The organism is Roseovarius aestuarii, assembly GCF_019966515.1.
In the GTDB taxonomy this organism is placed as follows: domain Bacteria; phylum Pseudomonadota; class Alphaproteobacteria; order Rhodobacterales; family Rhodobacteraceae; genus Roseovarius; species Roseovarius aestuarii.
This window is the reverse complement of record NZ_JAIMIB010000003.1, coordinates 151,592-167,196: the sequence shown is the minus strand read 5'-3', so window position 1 is coordinate 167,196 and position 15,605 is coordinate 151,592. Positions and strand designations below refer to the sequence as shown.

16 protein-coding genes are annotated in these 15,605 nt (G+C 57.4%); 5 read left to right on the top strand and 11 right to left on the bottom strand.

The window, feature by feature from the left end; genetic code table 11:
• Window position 1: 1 nt before the first annotated feature.
• Window positions 2–1,018 carry a C4-dicarboxylate TRAP transporter substrate-binding protein gene (locus LC334_RS05870; protein ID WP_085799532.1) on the bottom strand — a complete coding sequence of 339 codons (1,017 nt, stop codon included), beginning with the start codon at window positions 1,016–1,018 and terminating at the stop codon, window positions 2–4.
• Between the two features lie 143 nt (window positions 1,019–1,161).
• On the opposite strand from LC334_RS05870, the gene mbfA reads away from it, so the two are divergent.
• Window positions 1,162–2,139: an iron exporter MbfA gene (gene mbfA / locus LC334_RS05865; protein ID WP_085799531.1), complete on the top strand. Its 978-nt coding sequence runs from the start codon at window positions 1,162–1,164 to the stop codon at window positions 2,137–2,139.
• Between the two features lie 14 nt (window positions 2,140–2,153).
• On the opposite strand, the gene LC334_RS05860 is transcribed toward mbfA, so the two are convergent.
• The 8 genes from LC334_RS05860 to trpS all read right to left on the bottom strand — a co-directional run bounded on the left by LC334_RS05860 (window position 2,154) and on the right by trpS (window position 10,379).
• The gene (locus tag LC334_RS05860; protein WP_085799325.1) at window positions 2,154–3,092 is read right to left on the bottom strand and encodes an ATP-grasp domain-containing protein; all 939 of its coding nucleotides are present in this window, start codon (window positions 3,090–3,092) and stop codon (window positions 2,154–2,156) included.
• 66 nt (window positions 3,093–3,158) lie between these two features.
• Entirely contained in the window at window positions 3,159–4,694 is a 1,536-nt protein-coding gene (locus LC334_RS05855) for a zinc metalloprotease (protein WP_217809106.1), read from the bottom strand.
• Window positions 4,695–4,882: 188 nt separating this feature from the next.
• On the bottom strand, window positions 4,883–5,191 hold the full coding sequence (locus LC334_RS05850) for a hypothetical protein (RefSeq protein WP_085799324.1): 309 nt from the start codon (window positions 5,189–5,191) through the stop codon (window positions 4,883–4,885).
• 34 nt (window positions 5,192–5,225) lie between these two features.
• On the bottom strand, window positions 5,226–6,713 hold the full coding sequence (locus LC334_RS23180) for a M28 family metallopeptidase (protein WP_139836316.1): 1,488 nt from the start codon (window positions 6,711–6,713) through the stop codon (window positions 5,226–5,228).
• Window positions 6,714–6,882: 169 nt separating this feature from the next.
• Window positions 6,883–7,746: a branched-chain amino acid aminotransferase gene (locus LC334_RS05840; RefSeq protein ID WP_085799322.1), complete on the bottom strand. Its 864-nt coding sequence runs from the start codon at window positions 7,744–7,746 to the stop codon at window positions 6,883–6,885.
• A 53-nt stretch (window positions 7,747–7,799) separates the two neighbouring features.
• Window positions 7,800–8,288 carry a VOC family protein gene (locus LC334_RS05835; protein WP_085799321.1) on the bottom strand — a complete coding sequence of 163 codons (489 nt, stop codon included), beginning with the start codon at window positions 8,286–8,288 and terminating at the stop codon, window positions 7,800–7,802.
• A 97-nt stretch (window positions 8,289–8,385) separates the two neighbouring features.
• On the bottom strand, window positions 8,386–9,291 hold the full coding sequence (locus LC334_RS05830) for a dimethylarginine dimethylaminohydrolase family protein (protein ID WP_085799320.1): 906 nt from the start codon (window positions 9,289–9,291) through the stop codon (window positions 8,386–8,388).
• 68 nt (window positions 9,292–9,359) lie between these two features.
• Window positions 9,360–10,379, bottom strand: coding sequence for a tryptophan--tRNA ligase (gene trpS, locus LC334_RS05825; RefSeq protein WP_085799319.1), 1,020 nt, complete (start codon window positions 10,377–10,379; stop codon window positions 9,360–9,362).
• A 73-nt stretch (window positions 10,380–10,452) separates the two neighbouring features.
• Between trpS and LC334_RS05820 the strand changes: the two genes are divergently transcribed.
• The gene (locus LC334_RS05820) at window positions 10,453–11,142 is read left to right on the top strand and encodes a rhomboid family intramembrane serine protease (RefSeq protein ID WP_085799318.1); all 690 of its coding nucleotides are present in this window, start codon (window positions 10,453–10,455) and stop codon (window positions 11,140–11,142) included.
• 49 nt (window positions 11,143–11,191) lie between these two features.
• Here LC334_RS05820 and LC334_RS05815 read toward each other — a convergent pair whose 3' ends face one another.
• Complete coding sequence (locus tag LC334_RS05815; protein ID WP_085799317.1) at window positions 11,192–11,659, bottom strand: Lrp/AsnC family transcriptional regulator; 468 nt, start codon at window positions 11,657–11,659, stop codon at window positions 11,192–11,194.
• Window positions 11,660–11,806: 147 nt separating this feature from the next.
• Between LC334_RS05815 and LC334_RS05810 the strand changes: the two genes are divergently transcribed.
• Both LC334_RS05810 and LC334_RS05805 read left to right on the top strand, forming a co-directional pair.
• Window positions 11,807–12,238, top strand: a complete 432-nt coding sequence (locus LC334_RS05810) for a universal stress protein (RefSeq protein ID WP_085799529.1) — start codon at window positions 11,807–11,809, stop codon at window positions 12,236–12,238.
• 25 nt (window positions 12,239–12,263) lie between these two features.
• Window positions 12,264–13,808, top strand: a complete 1,545-nt coding sequence (locus LC334_RS05805) for an alanine/glycine:cation symporter family protein (protein ID WP_085799316.1) — start codon at window positions 12,264–12,266, stop codon at window positions 13,806–13,808.
• Between the two features lie 76 nt (window positions 13,809–13,884).
• Here LC334_RS05805 and hppD read toward each other — a convergent pair whose 3' ends face one another.
• A complete protein-coding gene (hppD, locus tag LC334_RS05800) occupies window positions 13,885–14,979 on the bottom strand; it encodes a 4-hydroxyphenylpyruvate dioxygenase (RefSeq protein WP_085799315.1) in 1,095 nt (364 codons plus the stop codon).
• Window positions 14,980–15,118: 139 nt separating this feature from the next.
• Between hppD and LC334_RS05795 the strand changes: the two genes are divergently transcribed.
• Window positions 15,119–15,586: an Lrp/AsnC family transcriptional regulator gene (locus LC334_RS05795; protein WP_085799314.1), complete on the top strand. Its 468-nt coding sequence runs from the start codon at window positions 15,119–15,121 to the stop codon at window positions 15,584–15,586.
• The last annotated feature ends 19 nt before the right edge of the window (window positions 15,587–15,605 follow it).

Sequence of the window (15,605 nt, the reverse complement as noted above, 5' to 3'; positions counted from 1 at the left end):
ATCAGTTTGCCGCCCGTTTGTCCTTTAGCGTCTGTTCAATCAGATCGACCAGTTCCTGACCGGGCAGGCCCTGACCCTCCATATCGGCAATCCATGCGGCACGGATCGGATCAGCAGCCTTGGCGCGGAAGGCGTTCAGCTCATCTTCGCTGATCTCCACCTTGGTCACGCCTTTTTCGGCCAACACATCATCCCATTTCTTCAGCAATTCGCCATAGTTGGCCAGATAGTGATCAATCGCCTCGGGGATCGAACTGTCCAGCGCCTCGCGTTCTGCATCCGACAGGGAGTCGTAGGCAGCGATATTCACCACCACCGGGCAGTTCACCGTGCCGGGGTTCAGGTTTGCTGTCCACCAGCTTGCCTGGTTGATCGTACCAAAGCTCAGATGAGCGTGCTGGGCAAATGCGACCGTGTCCACGGTGCCCGATTCCATCGCCTGATAGGCCTCGGTCGCGGTCACTGATGTGGGCACCGCACCGACCGCCTCGAACGCCTTACCAAGGCCGCCGGTGGCACGCACCCGCATGCCTTCGAAATCGGCCAGCTTCTCGCGCGGATCGCCGGTGCCGACGATATTGTATTGCGGCATGGGCGAGGTCATCAGCAGCTTGGCATTCCATTGCGCCAACTCGTCCTGCACTGCCGGATGACCGTAAACCGCATGGCTGACGGCAACCTCTTCATCCAAGTTGGCCACACCGAGGAACGGAAGTTCCAGCGCGGTGATGGTGCGGTTCTTATCCGGGTGATATCCCGCGCAGAATTGCGCCATTTCGAATGCACCGATGGAGATCCCGTCAAGGTTCTCTTTGTTCTTCGACAGACCGCCATAGCTGATGTTCAGGGTAAATTCTCCCCCGGTCTTTTCGCTCACCAGTTCGGCCAGCTTTTCGACATGTTCGGTAAAGGCCCGGCGTTTACCCCAGAGCGAGACGTTCCACTCCGTCGCCAAGGCCTCGGACGCGAAGGCGAGCGTTAATGTCGCGGCGGTTACGCCACCCAGAAACTTATGCATTTTCATTCCTCCCTAGAATCATATGCTTAGTTCATGCGGGGAGTTTAGCGATTCATTCCCGCTTGGCTACTGGCTCGCTTGATGCCCCTTGATCCCGGACACAGAGCCACTAATTTAGAATGATTCTAATACAGGAGTTCATCATGATCCCCGGAGTCACTTCCCGCCGCCGCTTCTCTGATCTGAGCGAACAGGAAATCCTTGCTCTGGCGATTTCGTCCGAGGAAGATGACGCCCGCATCTACCGCAGTTACGGCGAGATGCTGCGCGTCGATTTTCCCGACAGCGCAAAGGTCTTTGACGGCATGGCGGTTGAGGAAGATGGCCACAGGCAGCAACTCATCGACCTGCACCGAAGCCGTTTTGGCGAAGTGATTCCGCTGATCCGCCGCGAACATGTGGCCGGTTTCTATGCCCGTCGTCCGGTCTGGCTGGTGGAAAACCTTGGGCTTGAGCGCATCCGCGATGAAGCCGCTGCGATGGAGCGTGATGCCGAACGTTTCTACCTCAAGGCTGCCGCCCGCACGTCGGACGCCGCCACCCGCAAACTGCTGGGCGATCTGGCCGCGGCCGAGGCCGGGCACGAAGTCCGCGCCGGAGAACTGGAGGCCGAGCATCTCGATGATGAAACGCTGGCCACCGAGGATAAGACCGCCAAGCGGCAATTCCTGCTGACCTGGGTGCAGCCCGGGCTTGCGGGGTTGATGGACGGCTCGGTCTCTACCCTCGCCCCAATCTTCGCCACCGCCTTTGCCACGCAGGACACCTGGACCACTTTCCTTGTCGGTCTGGCGGCATCGGTCGGCGCTGGCATCTCGATGGGCTTTACCGAAGCGGCCAGCGACGACGGCGAACTTTCGGGCCGGGGCAGCCCGGTGAAACGGGGATTTGCCAGTGGTATCATGACCACCGTCGGCGGGTTGGGTCACGCCCTGCCCTATCTGATCCCCGATTTCTGGACTGCGACCATTATTGCCATCATCGTGGTCTTTATCGAGCTTTGGGCCATCGCCTGGATTCAGAACCGTTTTATGGAAACACCGTTCTTTCGGGCTGCCTTTCAGGTGGTTCTGGGCGGCGCGCTGGTTTTTGCGGCGGGGGTCTTGATCGGATCGGGCTGATCTGACGCAAGCCCCTAACCTTTCGCATGCCGATCCAGCACGGCAGCGATGGCTTGCGGAATGGGCTGGCCGGTACGTTCCGAGGCAAAGAGGTATTCGCCAGCCGGGTTAACCTCGAAAAACACATGCTCGCCGTCAGGCGTCAGGCGGAAATCGACGGCGCCGTATTTCAGACCGAAATGATCCATCAGCTTCATCAGCCGGTCTGCCACATCATCGGGCAAGTCATACGGCTGCACATCCGCCGTGCCTACACCGGGGCGGTAATCGACCTCGTATTGCGGGTCGGATTTGAACGAGGTGGCGAATATCTGATCGTCCACCACGGTCACCCGGATATCCAGCGCCAGCGGGATGTATTCCTGCAGGATCACCGGGGCAAAGCGCACGCTGTTGATCAATGCCAGTTCCGCCGGGCCGACCTTGATGGTTTCGCGCGGGGCCTGCGCAATGTTACGAAACGCTTTCCGAACAACCCCTTTGGCCGAATGGCGTTCGATGAAACCGCGCGCCTCGTCCGGGCCGTTGGTCACCAGTGTTTCGGGGATGCGCAGACCCAGCCGGTGTGCGACACGGTGCTGAACCACCTTCCGCAAAGCCATCTCATCCGCCGTGGGATGGTTCATCCAGTAACATGGCATCGCGTACCAGAATCCTTGTACCGCCTCGGTCGTTTCGGAATGGGCGAAAAGCCGCGCGGTTTCATCTGTCACCACAGGGTCGATAGCGAACGGCCTGATGCGGCGATGCCAGACGGCCCCCACGGTGTCGAGGTCAATCCGCCTCCCCGAACCCGTATCAATCAGCAACCTATCGGCGTCGGCACCGGCATAGGCATGTACCCGCGTGTGAACCGGTATCGACGCCAGATCGAGCACTTCATAGTTGGATTTCAGATGCTGGGTGACACGCGACACGTGCTCATTGTCGTGAAAGGAAATGATTAAAATCAAGTGGGAAATCCCTGAATGAATGCGGGGGTCGGCACACCAGACGCCGACCCTGTTGGCAGGTAGCGCCTAGCTTCCACCAAGCTGCTGATAAGCCGCCCATATCTGCTGCCACGCCGCGAGGCCCTGCGCATCCAGCATACCGCGCTGGTTCAACTCTGCATATTGCTGCAGAATCTGTGCGTAATGGGCGAGATACTGGGCCCGGGCATCCTGTTGTGGTGCAGACTGGACCTGCGAAACCCCGGTTCCCAGAACAAAGGGCACGTTGAGCTGTGCCGGCTGCATGGGGGGCATTGGTTGGGGCGTTGGCCCGCCCGGCGGACTGAACGGGGGTTCGAGGAAGGATTTTGGCGGATCGAGCACTGCTTTTCCCGGCACATCTCCCATAAAGTCCTTGGGTCCGGGATCAAAGCGCGGTGGCTTTCCGGGCGGATCGAAGGGGCCTTCCTTGATGATGTCCTTGATGGGCTCCTTGCCTGGATCCTTGCCGAAGTCCTTGCCCGGGTCCTTGACGATATCCTTGGGAAAATCCTTTTGCCCATCTTTTGGAATGTCCTTGGGTGGATCTTTCGGAAAGTCTTTTAGCCCGTCCTTGGGGATGTCTTTTGGAGGGTCTTTCGGAAGCTCCTTGATAAGATCCTTTGGGTTGTCCTTGGGCGGAACCTTCGGGCCGATGTCGACGCACGAGATGGTCTTGCCAATGGCGCTGCGCGGCCCGTCAAGACATGCCTGCATCCGTGCGATCTGACCTTCGGTGAACATGACCATTGTATCGTCATCGACGTAATCCATGTAGTTCATGAACATGTCGCCATTCGGTCCGTTCGAACAGGTAACGGATGGGAATGTCGGCTTGCCGGTATTCGGCCCCGCCTGATTAGGCGTATCGGCGACAAAATCCGTGCCCGAACAGCCGCCGCCATCATCGCCCCAGATATGACGCAGGTTCAGCCAGTGGCCAACCTCATGCGTGGTGGTCCGTCCCTTATCGAAAGGCGGTGACGCGGTGCCGGTGGTGCCAAAACCGGTATGGGTGCAGACCACCCCATCGGTAGCCGCCGCACCGCCCGGAAACTGCGCATATCCCAACAGGCCACCCGAAAGCTGGCAAACCCAGATATTGAGGTAGTCGTCGCGTGGCCAGGCATCATGCCCGCCCTGCGCAGTGAATTTGACCTCATCGCCCGACCCAAACGAGCTTTTGTTGGTCTCGGTCCGGGTCACACCATCGGTGGGGTTGCCATCGGGGTCGGTCGAGGCCAGCACAAACTCGATCCGAGCGTCACCGGCCAGCGGGGCGAACGGCGCCGGAACGTTCGAGACATCATTGTTTTTCTTGCGAAAATCTCGGTTCAGCACCTCGATCTGGCTATCAATCTGCGCCTGGCTGATATTTTGCACGGCCGTCTTCCAGACCACATGCACAACCACGGGGATCTGCGTGCAACCCGGGCGCAACATCGTGCCGGACATGGCGGTGCGAAACGCATGTTCTTCGATACGGGTCAGACGGCGGGCATATTCGGGATCGGTGTCCAGCATCCGCCGGTGCACCTCCATGGTGCCGCAACCGCGTTGTTTTGGGATTTTGTCGTTAGCCATTTGGTTTCCTCCCTTTTTTGTCAAATAAATGTCCGCGAATAAAAATGCGGGGTTTCAAAAAAACATCTGTATCTGCTGCGCCGGAACCGAACTTGTCAGGGCGCAAAGCTCAGCGACTGTACGAAGACAGGTTCCTGAGCAACGTCAGCCGGTAATCCGGCCCGTAGTCTCGCCAATGCCCGAGCCCATCAGCGTCGGCGCAGGACCAGCCGGGTATCCTGCACATCCACGATGTCATAATCGCCCTCCCAGCCGGGCACGCGGATATGAAGTGTTGTGCCATCGCGAAACCATCCGCCGGTTCCGGCACTTTCCGATTTGTCGGTCGGGCCCGGGGCCTCGGCTCCGGCCTCGCCCTGATACTTCAGATGCAATTGCCGACGCCCGCCGCGGGATGGTGGTATATCAGGGCCTTGGCGTAGGAACACGACCGTGTCATCCCCGCCCTCTTCAGCGATTTCCACCCATTCACCGGTCACATCCAGATGGCCAGTCATCGGTTCGTCCCATCCTGCTCGTATCGCGACATGATCAGCATACCGGCGCACCTTGCGGGTGGGTACCGGCCTGCTGCACGAGCGCGTCATGCGCAGCGCGCGCGGCCTGCCAATTGCCATAATCTGCAGGGGTCAGCAGCCCGTCGCGCCCCAATCGCGCATATTGTGCAAAAAGCGCCTGATAGTGAAATGTCAGATCGCGCACCGCTTGGGTGCCGCCCGCTTGATCCACAGCCGGGCCAGCGCCACAGCCGCAATCAACCGCAGGCTTCGTGACTCCGGCCTCCACCGCAATAAACCCGGCATTCATCTGCAGTATTTGCGTAGCGAAATCCGCATCAATGTTGTCTAGCGTATCCTCGCCGGTATGGATCGCGGCGTTGGCGCTGTCCGCCCCTTCAATGGTCAGCACAGCCGGGATGCCCGCGTCGATAAACGGGACGTGATCGCTGGCAAAGGGGTTGAGAGAGGTTTGAACCGTGAGTGATGTAAATTGCGTGGCGGCGGTGGCCAATCCATCGATCAGCGATTGACTGAGCTCGGCCCCTTCCAGCAACACGGCAGGCGGCGTGGCATTGACTGACCCGATCATGTCCATGTTCAGCACTGCCCGCGTGCGGGCTCGTTCAGCAGGAGGGAGCGAGGTCACAAACTGTGTGCTGCCATGCAGGCCCTGTTCTTCACCGCCGAATAGAATGAATGTCAGATCATGGGTAAACTCGTACCCTGCACAGCCCGCCGCGAGGGTCAGCAGCCCGGCCGACCCGCTGGCATTGTCGTCAGCCCCCGGCGCGTCGGCCGCTGGCCCGCCCGGATGGTTCACCGAATCGAGATGTGCCACGATGACCACGTTTTCGCGGTCGATCCCGCCTTTGCCCTGACGTCTGGCCACCACATTGGCCGAGCGCTTACCACCGGGCAACGAGACATCTTCAAGACTGGAAGCATAACCCATGCCTGCCAATACGCCGTTGCACCATCCCGCTGCCTCGAGATAATGCGCGCTGGTCGACAGCCGGGTCGGGTAGGACACCAGATGCGCGACGTAGGATTCGAATACTGATTTCCGAACCCCCGACACCAGATCAGCCTGTGGCGTACCGCTCGGCGTTTCTGTGCGCTTAGGCACGCGCTGTTCAAAAACAACCCGATTTTCCTCAAGCGGTAAGATGTTGAAACACACATCCTCGCGCTCGTTCAGCTTTTTCGCCTCTGACGGCGAGATTGAGACAACCAGATAACGGCCCTTGTCAAAAAGTACTTCGGTATCCGGATATTCCTGTTGAAAGGTACGACCTTTCTGAACCACCAGATGCAGATCACTTTTGCGCACGCTGCCCACGCCCTGGCCGGTGCCACGACTTTCGGCTGAAAAACGCGCATCGACCTCCGCCCAGCGGTTGTTCGCGGCATAGGCCAGCACATCGGTGCCGAATCGAACCCACCAGCCGCCTGCCTTTTCAATGCTTTTCTTCGTCTCGCCGAATTTACTGTTTTCAATATAGTAGGTAGAATATTTCACGAGAAAAACCTCACAAATATCCAAGAATTATACCACGAACACCGTGGCCTCTCAACTTAAGCGCGATTTCTCTGGTCATTTCCCGGACGAGCTTTCCCGCACGGACCAGGGTTTCCGGCAACAGAATGCGCCGTGTCAGACCCCCGAGTTGGGGCGCTCTACCGGCAGATCATGCTGTCGCGGCCCAGTCCCAATACATCTCGCGGACGCGGCGCGTGATCGGGCCGGTCTGGAAATTGGTCTCATCAAATGCGGCAACCGGCGTGACCTTCATCATATTGCCGGACAGGAAAACCTCGTCAGCGTCGTGAAAGTCCTCGAACGACATAACACATTCATGCACCTTTATCCCATCGGCGCGTAAATTGGCGATGTGACGCGCCCGCGTGATCCCCGCCAGAAACGTACCGTTCGGAACCGGGGTGAAAACTTCGCCATCTTTGACCGCAAAGGCGTTAGAGGTCGCCGCCTCGGCCACATTTCCTAGGGCATCAGCGACCAGTGCATTGGAAAATCCCTTGCCGCGCGCCTCGGCCAGCATGCGGGCGTTGTTGGGATAAAGGCACGCCGCCTTGGCATTCACTACTGCATCCTCCAGTACCGGGCGGCGAAACCGCGTGCGCGTCAGCGTTGCTGTGTCTTCCGGCGCGGCCATCGGGATTTCCTCGAGGCAGATGGCAAAACCTGTATCGCCACCTTCTTTCGGCACAATCGCCGACATACCGCAATCAAGCGCCCAGTACATCGGCCTGATATAGACGGCAGTATCTTGCGAATAAGCTCTCAGCCCTTCCTTGACGATCTCAACCATATCCTCGGCCATCACCGTGGGCGAGACCATCAGCGCTTCGGCCGAGGCATTTACCCGGGCGCAATGCTTATCAAGATCGGGGGTCAGACCGTGGGCCATCCGCGCACCGTCGAACACATTACTGCCCAGCCACATTCCGTGATCAGCGGCCTTCATCACCGCCATATCACCGTCATGCCAAGTACCATTGAAATAGGTGCGGATATTGCTGCCAGTCGCCATTTTCCCTCCCGGTTTTCGGCAAACCTAGGTCGCCCCGGTATCAAGGTCCAGCCTCAGCGCGGCGCTTCTGACAAGAGTTGATCGATATCGAGTGGCTGGTTGACCATGGCAAGAAACCCGTCTTCGCTGCGTGGCCAATCCGCCTCGGGCTTGTCACAATAAAGCTCCACCCCGTTGCCATCCGGGTCCGAGATATATACCGCCTCGCTGACACCGTGATCCGCTGCCCCTTCGATCGGTATGCCCACGGCCTTGACGCGCGCAACCGCATCGGCAAGCTGGGCACGATCTGGGTAAAGAATGGCCGTGTGATAAAGCCCGGTATGTCCCTTCGGCGCCGGGCTGCCACCCAGACTCTCCCAGGTGTTCAACCCCAGATGATGGTGATAGCCACCCGCCGCCAGAAACGCGGCCTGTGCGCCATAACGCTGCCGAAGTTCAAACCCCAGCACACCACTGTAAAAATCAATCGCCCGGTCAAGATCAGCCACTTTCAGATGCACATGGCCAATACGGGTCGCAGGGTGGATAGGCTGGGCCATCGGGATATCCTTTCGTTGAATGATCAAAACATAACTTCTTCTCAACCCCGTTCAATTGACAGATTTTGTCCAACTGCTGTGCAGAGACAAACAGGTTCTAGTCAGGTTCTCGATGAAGCTCGTGGCACGAACAATGCACTCCGCCGCCGCCAAGTGCGAACATGTCATAGTCAATCGCCGTCACCTCGAAACCGCGCTCGGCAAGTTGTCGGTTAACGTTGATATTATGGCTCATCGACAGCACGCGTTTATTGCCAAGCGAGACGATGTTTCCACCCAGTTTGACGCAATCCGCATAAGCCACTGGTACAATGTCGATCTCGTGGGTCTGTCTGATGTAATCCAGCGCATAGGGTTGCAGCGCATCCTCACACACCAGTGCCAGGCTTTTTTCCAGCATGACCACAACCGCATCCATATGCACGAATTGCGGTGGGATCGGTGTGACCAGCACTTCCCAATCCTTGTCGCGCAGCCAACCGGCCACCTGTTCGGCCCCTTCCTTGGTGGACCGATCCCCCGACCAGCCAAGCAGCGCCACGCCGGGTTTCAGAATGACAAAATCACCACCTTCGAAATGTCCTGCGGTCACCCACTTCCAAATCGGAATGTCGGCCTCGTGATAGAACCGGCTGGCGACCGCGTAATCGCGCCGGCGCGGCGGGGTCTGGATCGAGGTGATAACCGCACCCCACGGTGTCATGAAACTGCTGTCTCGGGTGAATACCGACGAGGGCAGCCCCTCATCCGCCTCGACATAATGCACATTGACGCCATTGGCCTCGTAAACCTCGACCATCCTGCGATGCTGGCTTGCGGCCTTCTGTGCATCGAAACGATATCCCATCTCTTCCATGTTGGCGAAAGTCACAGCCGAGATTGAATTCAGCGGCACCCAGCTGAAATGATCGGGCCGACCCAGCAGAACATCCGTCAAAACACCAGTCTGCGCCTTTACACCCCATTTCACGCGCCCCGCGCTTTGTGTTGTATCTAAGGTCATGGTCCCCTCCGGCTATAATCCCTTTGCAAGATCAGAGCCCAAGCGGTCGCAAAAATCAATCTAGCAGATCAGGCGCCTACCATGCCGACGATTTCATAGGTTTTGCGCAGGATCGGCGCAGCGATCGCTCGTGCACGACCCGCACCTTCGGCTAGAACCCGGTCGATCTCTGCCTGATCCTGCATCAGCCGGGACATCTCGGTCGAGATTGGCGACATCTGCGCCACCGCCAGATCGGCCAGCATTGGCTTGAATTCGGAAAACGCCTTACCGCCCACGTCGCGCATTACCTGCTCGACGCTTTGGTCAGATAGCGCTGCGTAGATATTGATCAGGTTGCGCGCCTCGGGACGCTCCGCCAACCCCACCACCTCCGAGGGCAGCGGCTCGGGATCGGTCTTGGCCTTGCGGATCTTCTTGGCGATCGTGTCGGCATTGTCGGTCAGGTTGATCCGGCTCATGTCCGACGGGTCCGACTTGGACATTTTTTTCGATCCGTCCCGCAGGCTCATCACCCTTGTCGCCGCGCCCTCGATCACCGGCTCGGTAATGGGGAAGAAATCGACTCCATAGTCATGGTTAAACTTTGTCGCGATGTCGCGGGTCAACTCCAGATGCTGCTTCTGATCCTCGCCTACCGGCACATGGGTGGCGTGATAGATCAGAATATCTGCCGCCATCAGCGCCGGGTAACCGAACAGACCCAATGAGGCGTTTTCGGCGTTCTTGCCCGCCTTGTCCTTGAACTGCGTCATGCGCTTCATCCAGCCCATGCGCGCCACACAATTGAAAATCCAAGCCAGTTGCGCGTGTTCGGCCACCTGGCTCTGATTGAACAGGATCGACTTTTCCGGATCGACACCGGACGCGATGAAGCCCGCGCACAGCTCGCGCGTCGCATGGCGCAGCTTCTCGGGGTCCTGCCAGACGGTGATCGCATGCAGATCGACCATGCAATAGATCGTTTCGACGCCGGCATCCTGCGCCTGCGCAAAACGCTTGAGCGCGCCGAGGTAATTGCCAAGGGTCAACCCGCCCGACGGCTGGATGCCTGAAAATACGCGTGGCGTGAATGGCGCCTCGGTCATGTCTCAACTCCGACTGGATTTATTCGTCCGCCTCGCTTACTCATCGGCCAAAGCCCCGTCAAGGAGAGCAGGCATGAGCAGCCCTGAAACCACCAGCCCGGTCAACCCGTTGCCCCCAGTGATCGTGGCACTGTTTCTGTCGATGATGGCGATCGAGGTGATCTTTCAACTGGGCGCGCGCGGACTGGCGGGGGGGCCGGGTGCAATCGGGTGGCGCAATTCGGCCATCCAGACCTATGGCTTCAACGCTGACCTCATGGCCTGGATGGTGCAAAACGGGCGCTATCCGCAAGAGCATCTGATGCGCCTTGTCAGCTATATATTTGTGCATGGCACATTCACCCACGCGCTTTTTGCCGGGGCGATGGTGTTGGCACTTGGCAAATTCGTGGGCGAGGTGTTCAGCCAGTGGGCGACGCTGACATTGTTTATCGCCTCCGCCATTGGTGGGGCCGCCGCCTATGGTTTAACCGCCGGGTCCGGGCAGCCTTGGCTGGTCGGAGCCTTTCCCGGTGTTTACGGGCTGATCGGCGGCTTTACCTACCTGATGTGGCTCAAGCTGGGGCAGATGGGCGAGCGGCAGGCGCGGGCCTTTTCACTGATTGGTGTGCTTTTGGCCCTGCAACTTGTTTTCGGCCTTCTCTTCGGGGGTAACAGCCAATGGCTAGCGGATGTGGGCGGCTTCATCTTTGGCTTTGTCCTGTCGTTCTTTCTAAGCCCCGGCGGCTGGGCCAAAATCCGCGCCAAGATTCGCCGATTGTAAGACCTGTTTGCAAAGGCCACCGCCTGCCGCAGCAAAGCGCAGTCAAATCTCAATCTTTCAATAATTCGAGGTTAAACCCCCTGAATTCCTTGAGCGTCGAGAGGCTGAGCAATGTCTTGACCTGCGAGATTGACGGGATTTGCGACAGCCGATTGCGATAGAAATCCTCGTAATCCGCAGGGTTGCTGACCGCCACCCGCATCAGATAATCAAACTCGCCTGAGATCAGATGGCATTCCAGCACATCAGGCATCGCCTTGATCTTTTCTTCGAACAGAGTCTGATCCTCTTTATAATGCGATGTCAGCTTGACCTCGATGAAAACCTGTAATTCCAACCCGATCGCCTTTCGGTCCACCACAGCCGAATAATTGGAAATCGTGCCGTTCGCCTCCATGATTTTGACGCGGCGGTGACACGCAGACAGCGATAATCCAACCCTTTCGGACAGGCGAACCATCGGAATCTGCCCATCCTCCTGAAGTATGGAAAGTATATGGCGGTCCAGTCGATCCATTGGAAAATTTCCTGACTTATGCTTGAATATGTGCATTATTTCCAAAATTTTCTCAAATGACAACGGGCTTCAATGTTTATTGCGCCGCAACCTGTGGTATTGTCGAGCCATGCCAAACATGGCGTGATGACAAAACGGGAGGATTTAATGTCCGCAAAAATCGTCGTCGGCTACGACGGCAGTGAAGCGTCCAATCGGGCGCTAGAATTCGCTGTCGAACGAGCCAGAGAAGAAGGGGGCAGCATCGTGGTCGCCCATGTGCTTGAATGGTCAGCCTACTCATTCCTGACCCCAAGTGAGCTTGAAGAACGTCATAAACGACGCAACGAAGAGCTTGCCCGCGCCAAAGAAGCGCTGATGGACCCGGTGGTTGCCAAGCTCGCCGATAGCGGCGTGACGGTCGAGACCGCCATCAAATACGGCCACATTGCAAATACGCTCAGCGACATTTGCAAAGATGGTGCAAGCCAGATCGTGATCGGCCGTGACGGCGATAACAATCTGGGCGCACGCATCTTCGGGTCGGTAGCGGGTTCGCTTGCGCAGACGGCGCCCGTTCCTTGCACGATCGTGCCATAATCAAAAAGAACTCAGGGATAGTCACATGTTTCGAAATCTAACCTACGCGGCAAGCGCTGCAGCCGGGCTGGCATTGACCAGCGCACCGGCGATGGCCCAGACGCTCGATGAAAAGGTGAATGAAATGTTCGCCAATTCGACCGGCTGGTTCGTCAATTTCATCTTCAGCCCGTTTCCGGGCACTACCTTCCCCTGGATCGTGATGTGGCTGGTTGTCGCCGCGACCGTGTTCACAGTCTATTTCGGCTTTATCCAGTTCCGCGCCTTCGCGCATTCGATCTCGCTGGTCAAAGGCGATTATTCCGATCCGAACGATGCCGGTGAGGTCAGCCACTTCCAGGCCCTTGCCACCGCGCTTTCAGGCACGGTTGGTCTGGGTAACATCGCCGGCGTGGCGGTGGCCGTAGGTATCGGCGGCCCCGGCGCGACGTTCTGGATGATCCTCGCGGGCCTGATGGGCATGGCCTCGAAATTCACCGAATGTACGCTGGGCGTCAAATACCGCAACGAATACGAGGATGGCACCGTTTCAGGTGGCCCGATGTACTACCTGACCAAGGGTTTTGCCGAACGCGGCGTGCCCGGTGGCAAGATACTGGCGGTGATGTTCTCGATCTTCTGTATCCTCGGCGCCTTCGGCGGCGGCAACATGTTCCAGGCCAACCAGGCGCATGCACAGATCTCGGGCGTTGTTGGCGACTACCCTGGCTGGATTACCGGGATCGTCTTTGCCGGTGTTGTCTTTGCAGTTATCGTCGGCGGCCTGAAATCCATCGCCAAAGTGACCGAAAAAGTCGTTCCGTTCATGGGTGTGATGTATGTCCTCGCGGCACTCGTCATCCTGCTGATGAACGCCGATAAGATTGGCTGGGCCTTCGGTCAGATCTTTAACGGTGCCTTCACTGGCGCAGGCGTTGCAGGCGGTATGGTCGGGGCCCTGATCCAGGGCTTCAAACGCGCCGCCTTCTCGAACGAAGCGGGCGTTGGCTCGGCTGCGATCGCCCACTCGGCGGTTCGGACCAAAGAGCCGATCACCGAAGGCTTCGTGTCGCTGTTGGAACCATTCATCGACACTGTCGTAATCTGTACCATGACGGCGCTGGTGATCATCATCACCGGTCAGCTGTTGCAGGATCCGAATACCGGCCTTTATATGCTGGACGAGGGTGGTGCGACCATCCAAACTATTGACGGTAACAAGGGTGTGGCGCTGACTTCGGCGGCCTTCTCCTCAGCCTTCGGATGGTTCAAATACGTCCTCGCGATCGCAGTGATCCTGTTCGCCTTCTCGACCATGATCAGCTGGTCCTACTACGGCCTCAAGGCCTGGACCTATCTGTTCGGGGAAGGGCACACCAAGGAACTGGTGTTCAAGGTCATCTTCTGCATCTTCGTGGTTATCGGTGCCGCTGCCAATCTTGGTCCAGTCATCGACTTCTCGGATGCGGCGATCTTTGCCATGGCGGTTGTGAACATCTTCGGCCTCTACTTCCTGATGCCGATCGTCAAAGCCGAGCTGGAAAGCTACCTCAGCCGCCTCAAGTCGGGTGAGATCAAAAAATACGTCTGATAACAGAATCCAGACAATCGAAAGGGCCGGTGTAGCAAGCTCCGGCCCTTTTTCTTTTGCGGTAAAGATACCGCAATCAGATATCGTCAAGCACACCGCGCGCGATCTGATCCGCTTCAATGCTTTCGAAAAGGGCTTTGAAGTTCCCTTCACCAAATCCGTCATCACCCTTGCGCTGGATGAACTCAAAGAAGATCGGGCCGATCACCGTTTTTGAAAAAATCTGTAGCAGGATCCGGGTTTCTCCACCGTCCACGACACCTTCACCGTCAATCAGGATGCCGTGTTTCATCATCCGGTCCAGCGGCTCTTCATGGCCGGTAACGCGCGTTTTGCTCAGATCGTAATAGGTGTCCGGCGGCGATGGCATGAACTTTAGCCCGCGCGCGGCAATCGCATCCGTAGCGTCATAGATGTTGTGCGCACCCACCGCGATATGCTGAATACCCTCACCCTTATAGCGTTTCAGATATTCGACAATCTGACCTTTCTCCCCCCGGTCCTCGTTGATCGGAATACGGATGCGGCCACAGGGCGAAGTCAGGGCGCGGCTCAGCAGCCCGGTATGCTTGCCCTCGATATCAAAGAACCGAATTTCTTTGAAATTGAACAGGTCGCCATAAAACCTGAACCAGGTATCCATGTTACCTTTGTGAACATTGTGCGTGAGGTGGTCGAGATAATGGAAACCAACGCCGAACGGACGCGCATCTGCGATCCAATTGAATTCCTCATTATACGGATTGGCTTCGTAATACTGATCGATGAAGTAGAGGAGCGATCCGCCGATCCCTTCGATTGCGGGCACATTCATTGTCTTGTCGGCGCCGGTATAGGGGGTGGCGCCGTGGGCGACCGCATGATCAAAGGCATGCTGCGCATCTGCAACCCGCCAAGCCATTGAGGGCGCACAGGGACCATGCTCTTCAACAAAAGCGCGGGCGTGACTGCCCGGCTCGTTGTTCAGCACATAGGTGATGTCACCTTGTTGCCAAAGCTGGATATCCTTGGACTTATGCGTTGCCGTGTGCGTGTAGCCCATTTTCCGGAACAGCACACGCAGCGCATTCGGGTCGGGATGCGCGAACTCCACGAACTCAAATCCATCCGTGCCAGCGGGGTTATCCGCTGAAATGCTCGATTTCGGCGCTTCGTGCGGGAAGGGGCCCATATTCCTGCTCCTTGCAAATAAGAAATTCAAGAAGAATAGTACCGCATATTTCACGATAAAAGTGCGCGTAATTATGGAAATTATAGCATTACATCAAGATATAATTGCATACTATTAATATAATGCGCCATTATTACGCATGGCCAAATTAGATTCCACTGACAGACGCCTTCTCGAGATTCTCCAGGCCAACGCGCAGAACACGGCGCAGGAGCTTTCAGATATTCTTCATCTGTCGCCTTCGCAGATCGGCCGTCGACGCCAGCGGCTGGAGGCTGAAGGATATATCACCGGCACTACCTGCACGGTAAGCGCCGAGAAGTTGGGATTGTCGGTGCAGGCCTTTGTGCAAATACAGACCGCTGCACAAACGGCGGAAACCCATTCGGCAATCAATCGTCTAATCGGTTCGCAAAAGGAAATCACCGCCGCCTGGACGATGACCGGAGATGCCGACTATCTGCTGCGTGTCTATTGCGCAGATTTGCCGGCCCTCAATCATCTGATCCAGAAAGTGCTGCTGCCGCACCCTTCGGTCGGTCGCGTACTGAGTCAGATTGTGATGCAACAACTAAAAGACGACAGCGGATTACCTGTTGCCGGTTGACATAAGGTCTCCCATCGCA

Coding starts and splice junctions, on each gene's coding strand:
- LC334_RS05870 (WP_085799532.1), bottom strand. CDS start 1,018: ATGCATAAGTTTCTGGGTGGCGTAACCGCCGCGACATTAACGCTCGCC.
- mbfA (WP_085799531.1), top strand. CDS start 1,162: ATGATCCCCGGAGTCACTTCCCGCCGCCGCTTCTCTGATCTGAGCGAA.
- LC334_RS05855 (WP_217809106.1), bottom strand. CDS start 4,694: ATGGCTAACGACAAAATCCCAAAACAACGCGGTTGCGGCACCATGGAG.
- LC334_RS05850 (WP_085799324.1), bottom strand. CDS start 5,191: ATGACTGGCCATCTGGATGTGACCGGTGAATGGGTGGAAATCGCTGAA.
- LC334_RS05840 (WP_085799322.1), bottom strand. CDS start 7,746: ATGGCGACTGGCAGCAATATCCGCACCTATTTCAATGGTACTTGGCAT.
- LC334_RS05835 (WP_085799321.1), bottom strand. CDS start 8,288: ATGGCCCAGCCTATCCACCCTGCGACCCGTATTGGCCATGTGCATCTG.
- LC334_RS05830 (WP_085799320.1), bottom strand. CDS start 9,291: ATGACCTTAGATACAACACAAAGCGCGGGGCGCGTGAAATGGGGTGTA.
- trpS (WP_085799319.1), bottom strand. CDS start 10,379: ATGACCGAGGCGCCATTCACGCCACGCGTATTTTCAGGCATCCAGCCG.
- LC334_RS05820 (WP_085799318.1), top strand. CDS start 10,453: ATGAGCAGCCCTGAAACCACCAGCCCGGTCAACCCGTTGCCCCCAGTG.
- LC334_RS05815 (WP_085799317.1), bottom strand. CDS start 11,659: ATGGATCGACTGGACCGCCATATACTTTCCATACTTCAGGAGGATGGG.
- LC334_RS05810 (WP_085799529.1), top strand. CDS start 11,807: ATGTCCGCAAAAATCGTCGTCGGCTACGACGGCAGTGAAGCGTCCAAT.
- LC334_RS05805 (WP_085799316.1), top strand. CDS start 12,264: ATGTTTCGAAATCTAACCTACGCGGCAAGCGCTGCAGCCGGGCTGGCA.
- hppD (WP_085799315.1), bottom strand. CDS start 14,979: ATGGGCCCCTTCCCGCACGAAGCGCCGAAATCGAGCATTTCAGCGGAT.
- LC334_RS05795 (WP_085799314.1), top strand. CDS start 15,119: ATGGCCAAATTAGATTCCACTGACAGACGCCTTCTCGAGATTCTCCAG.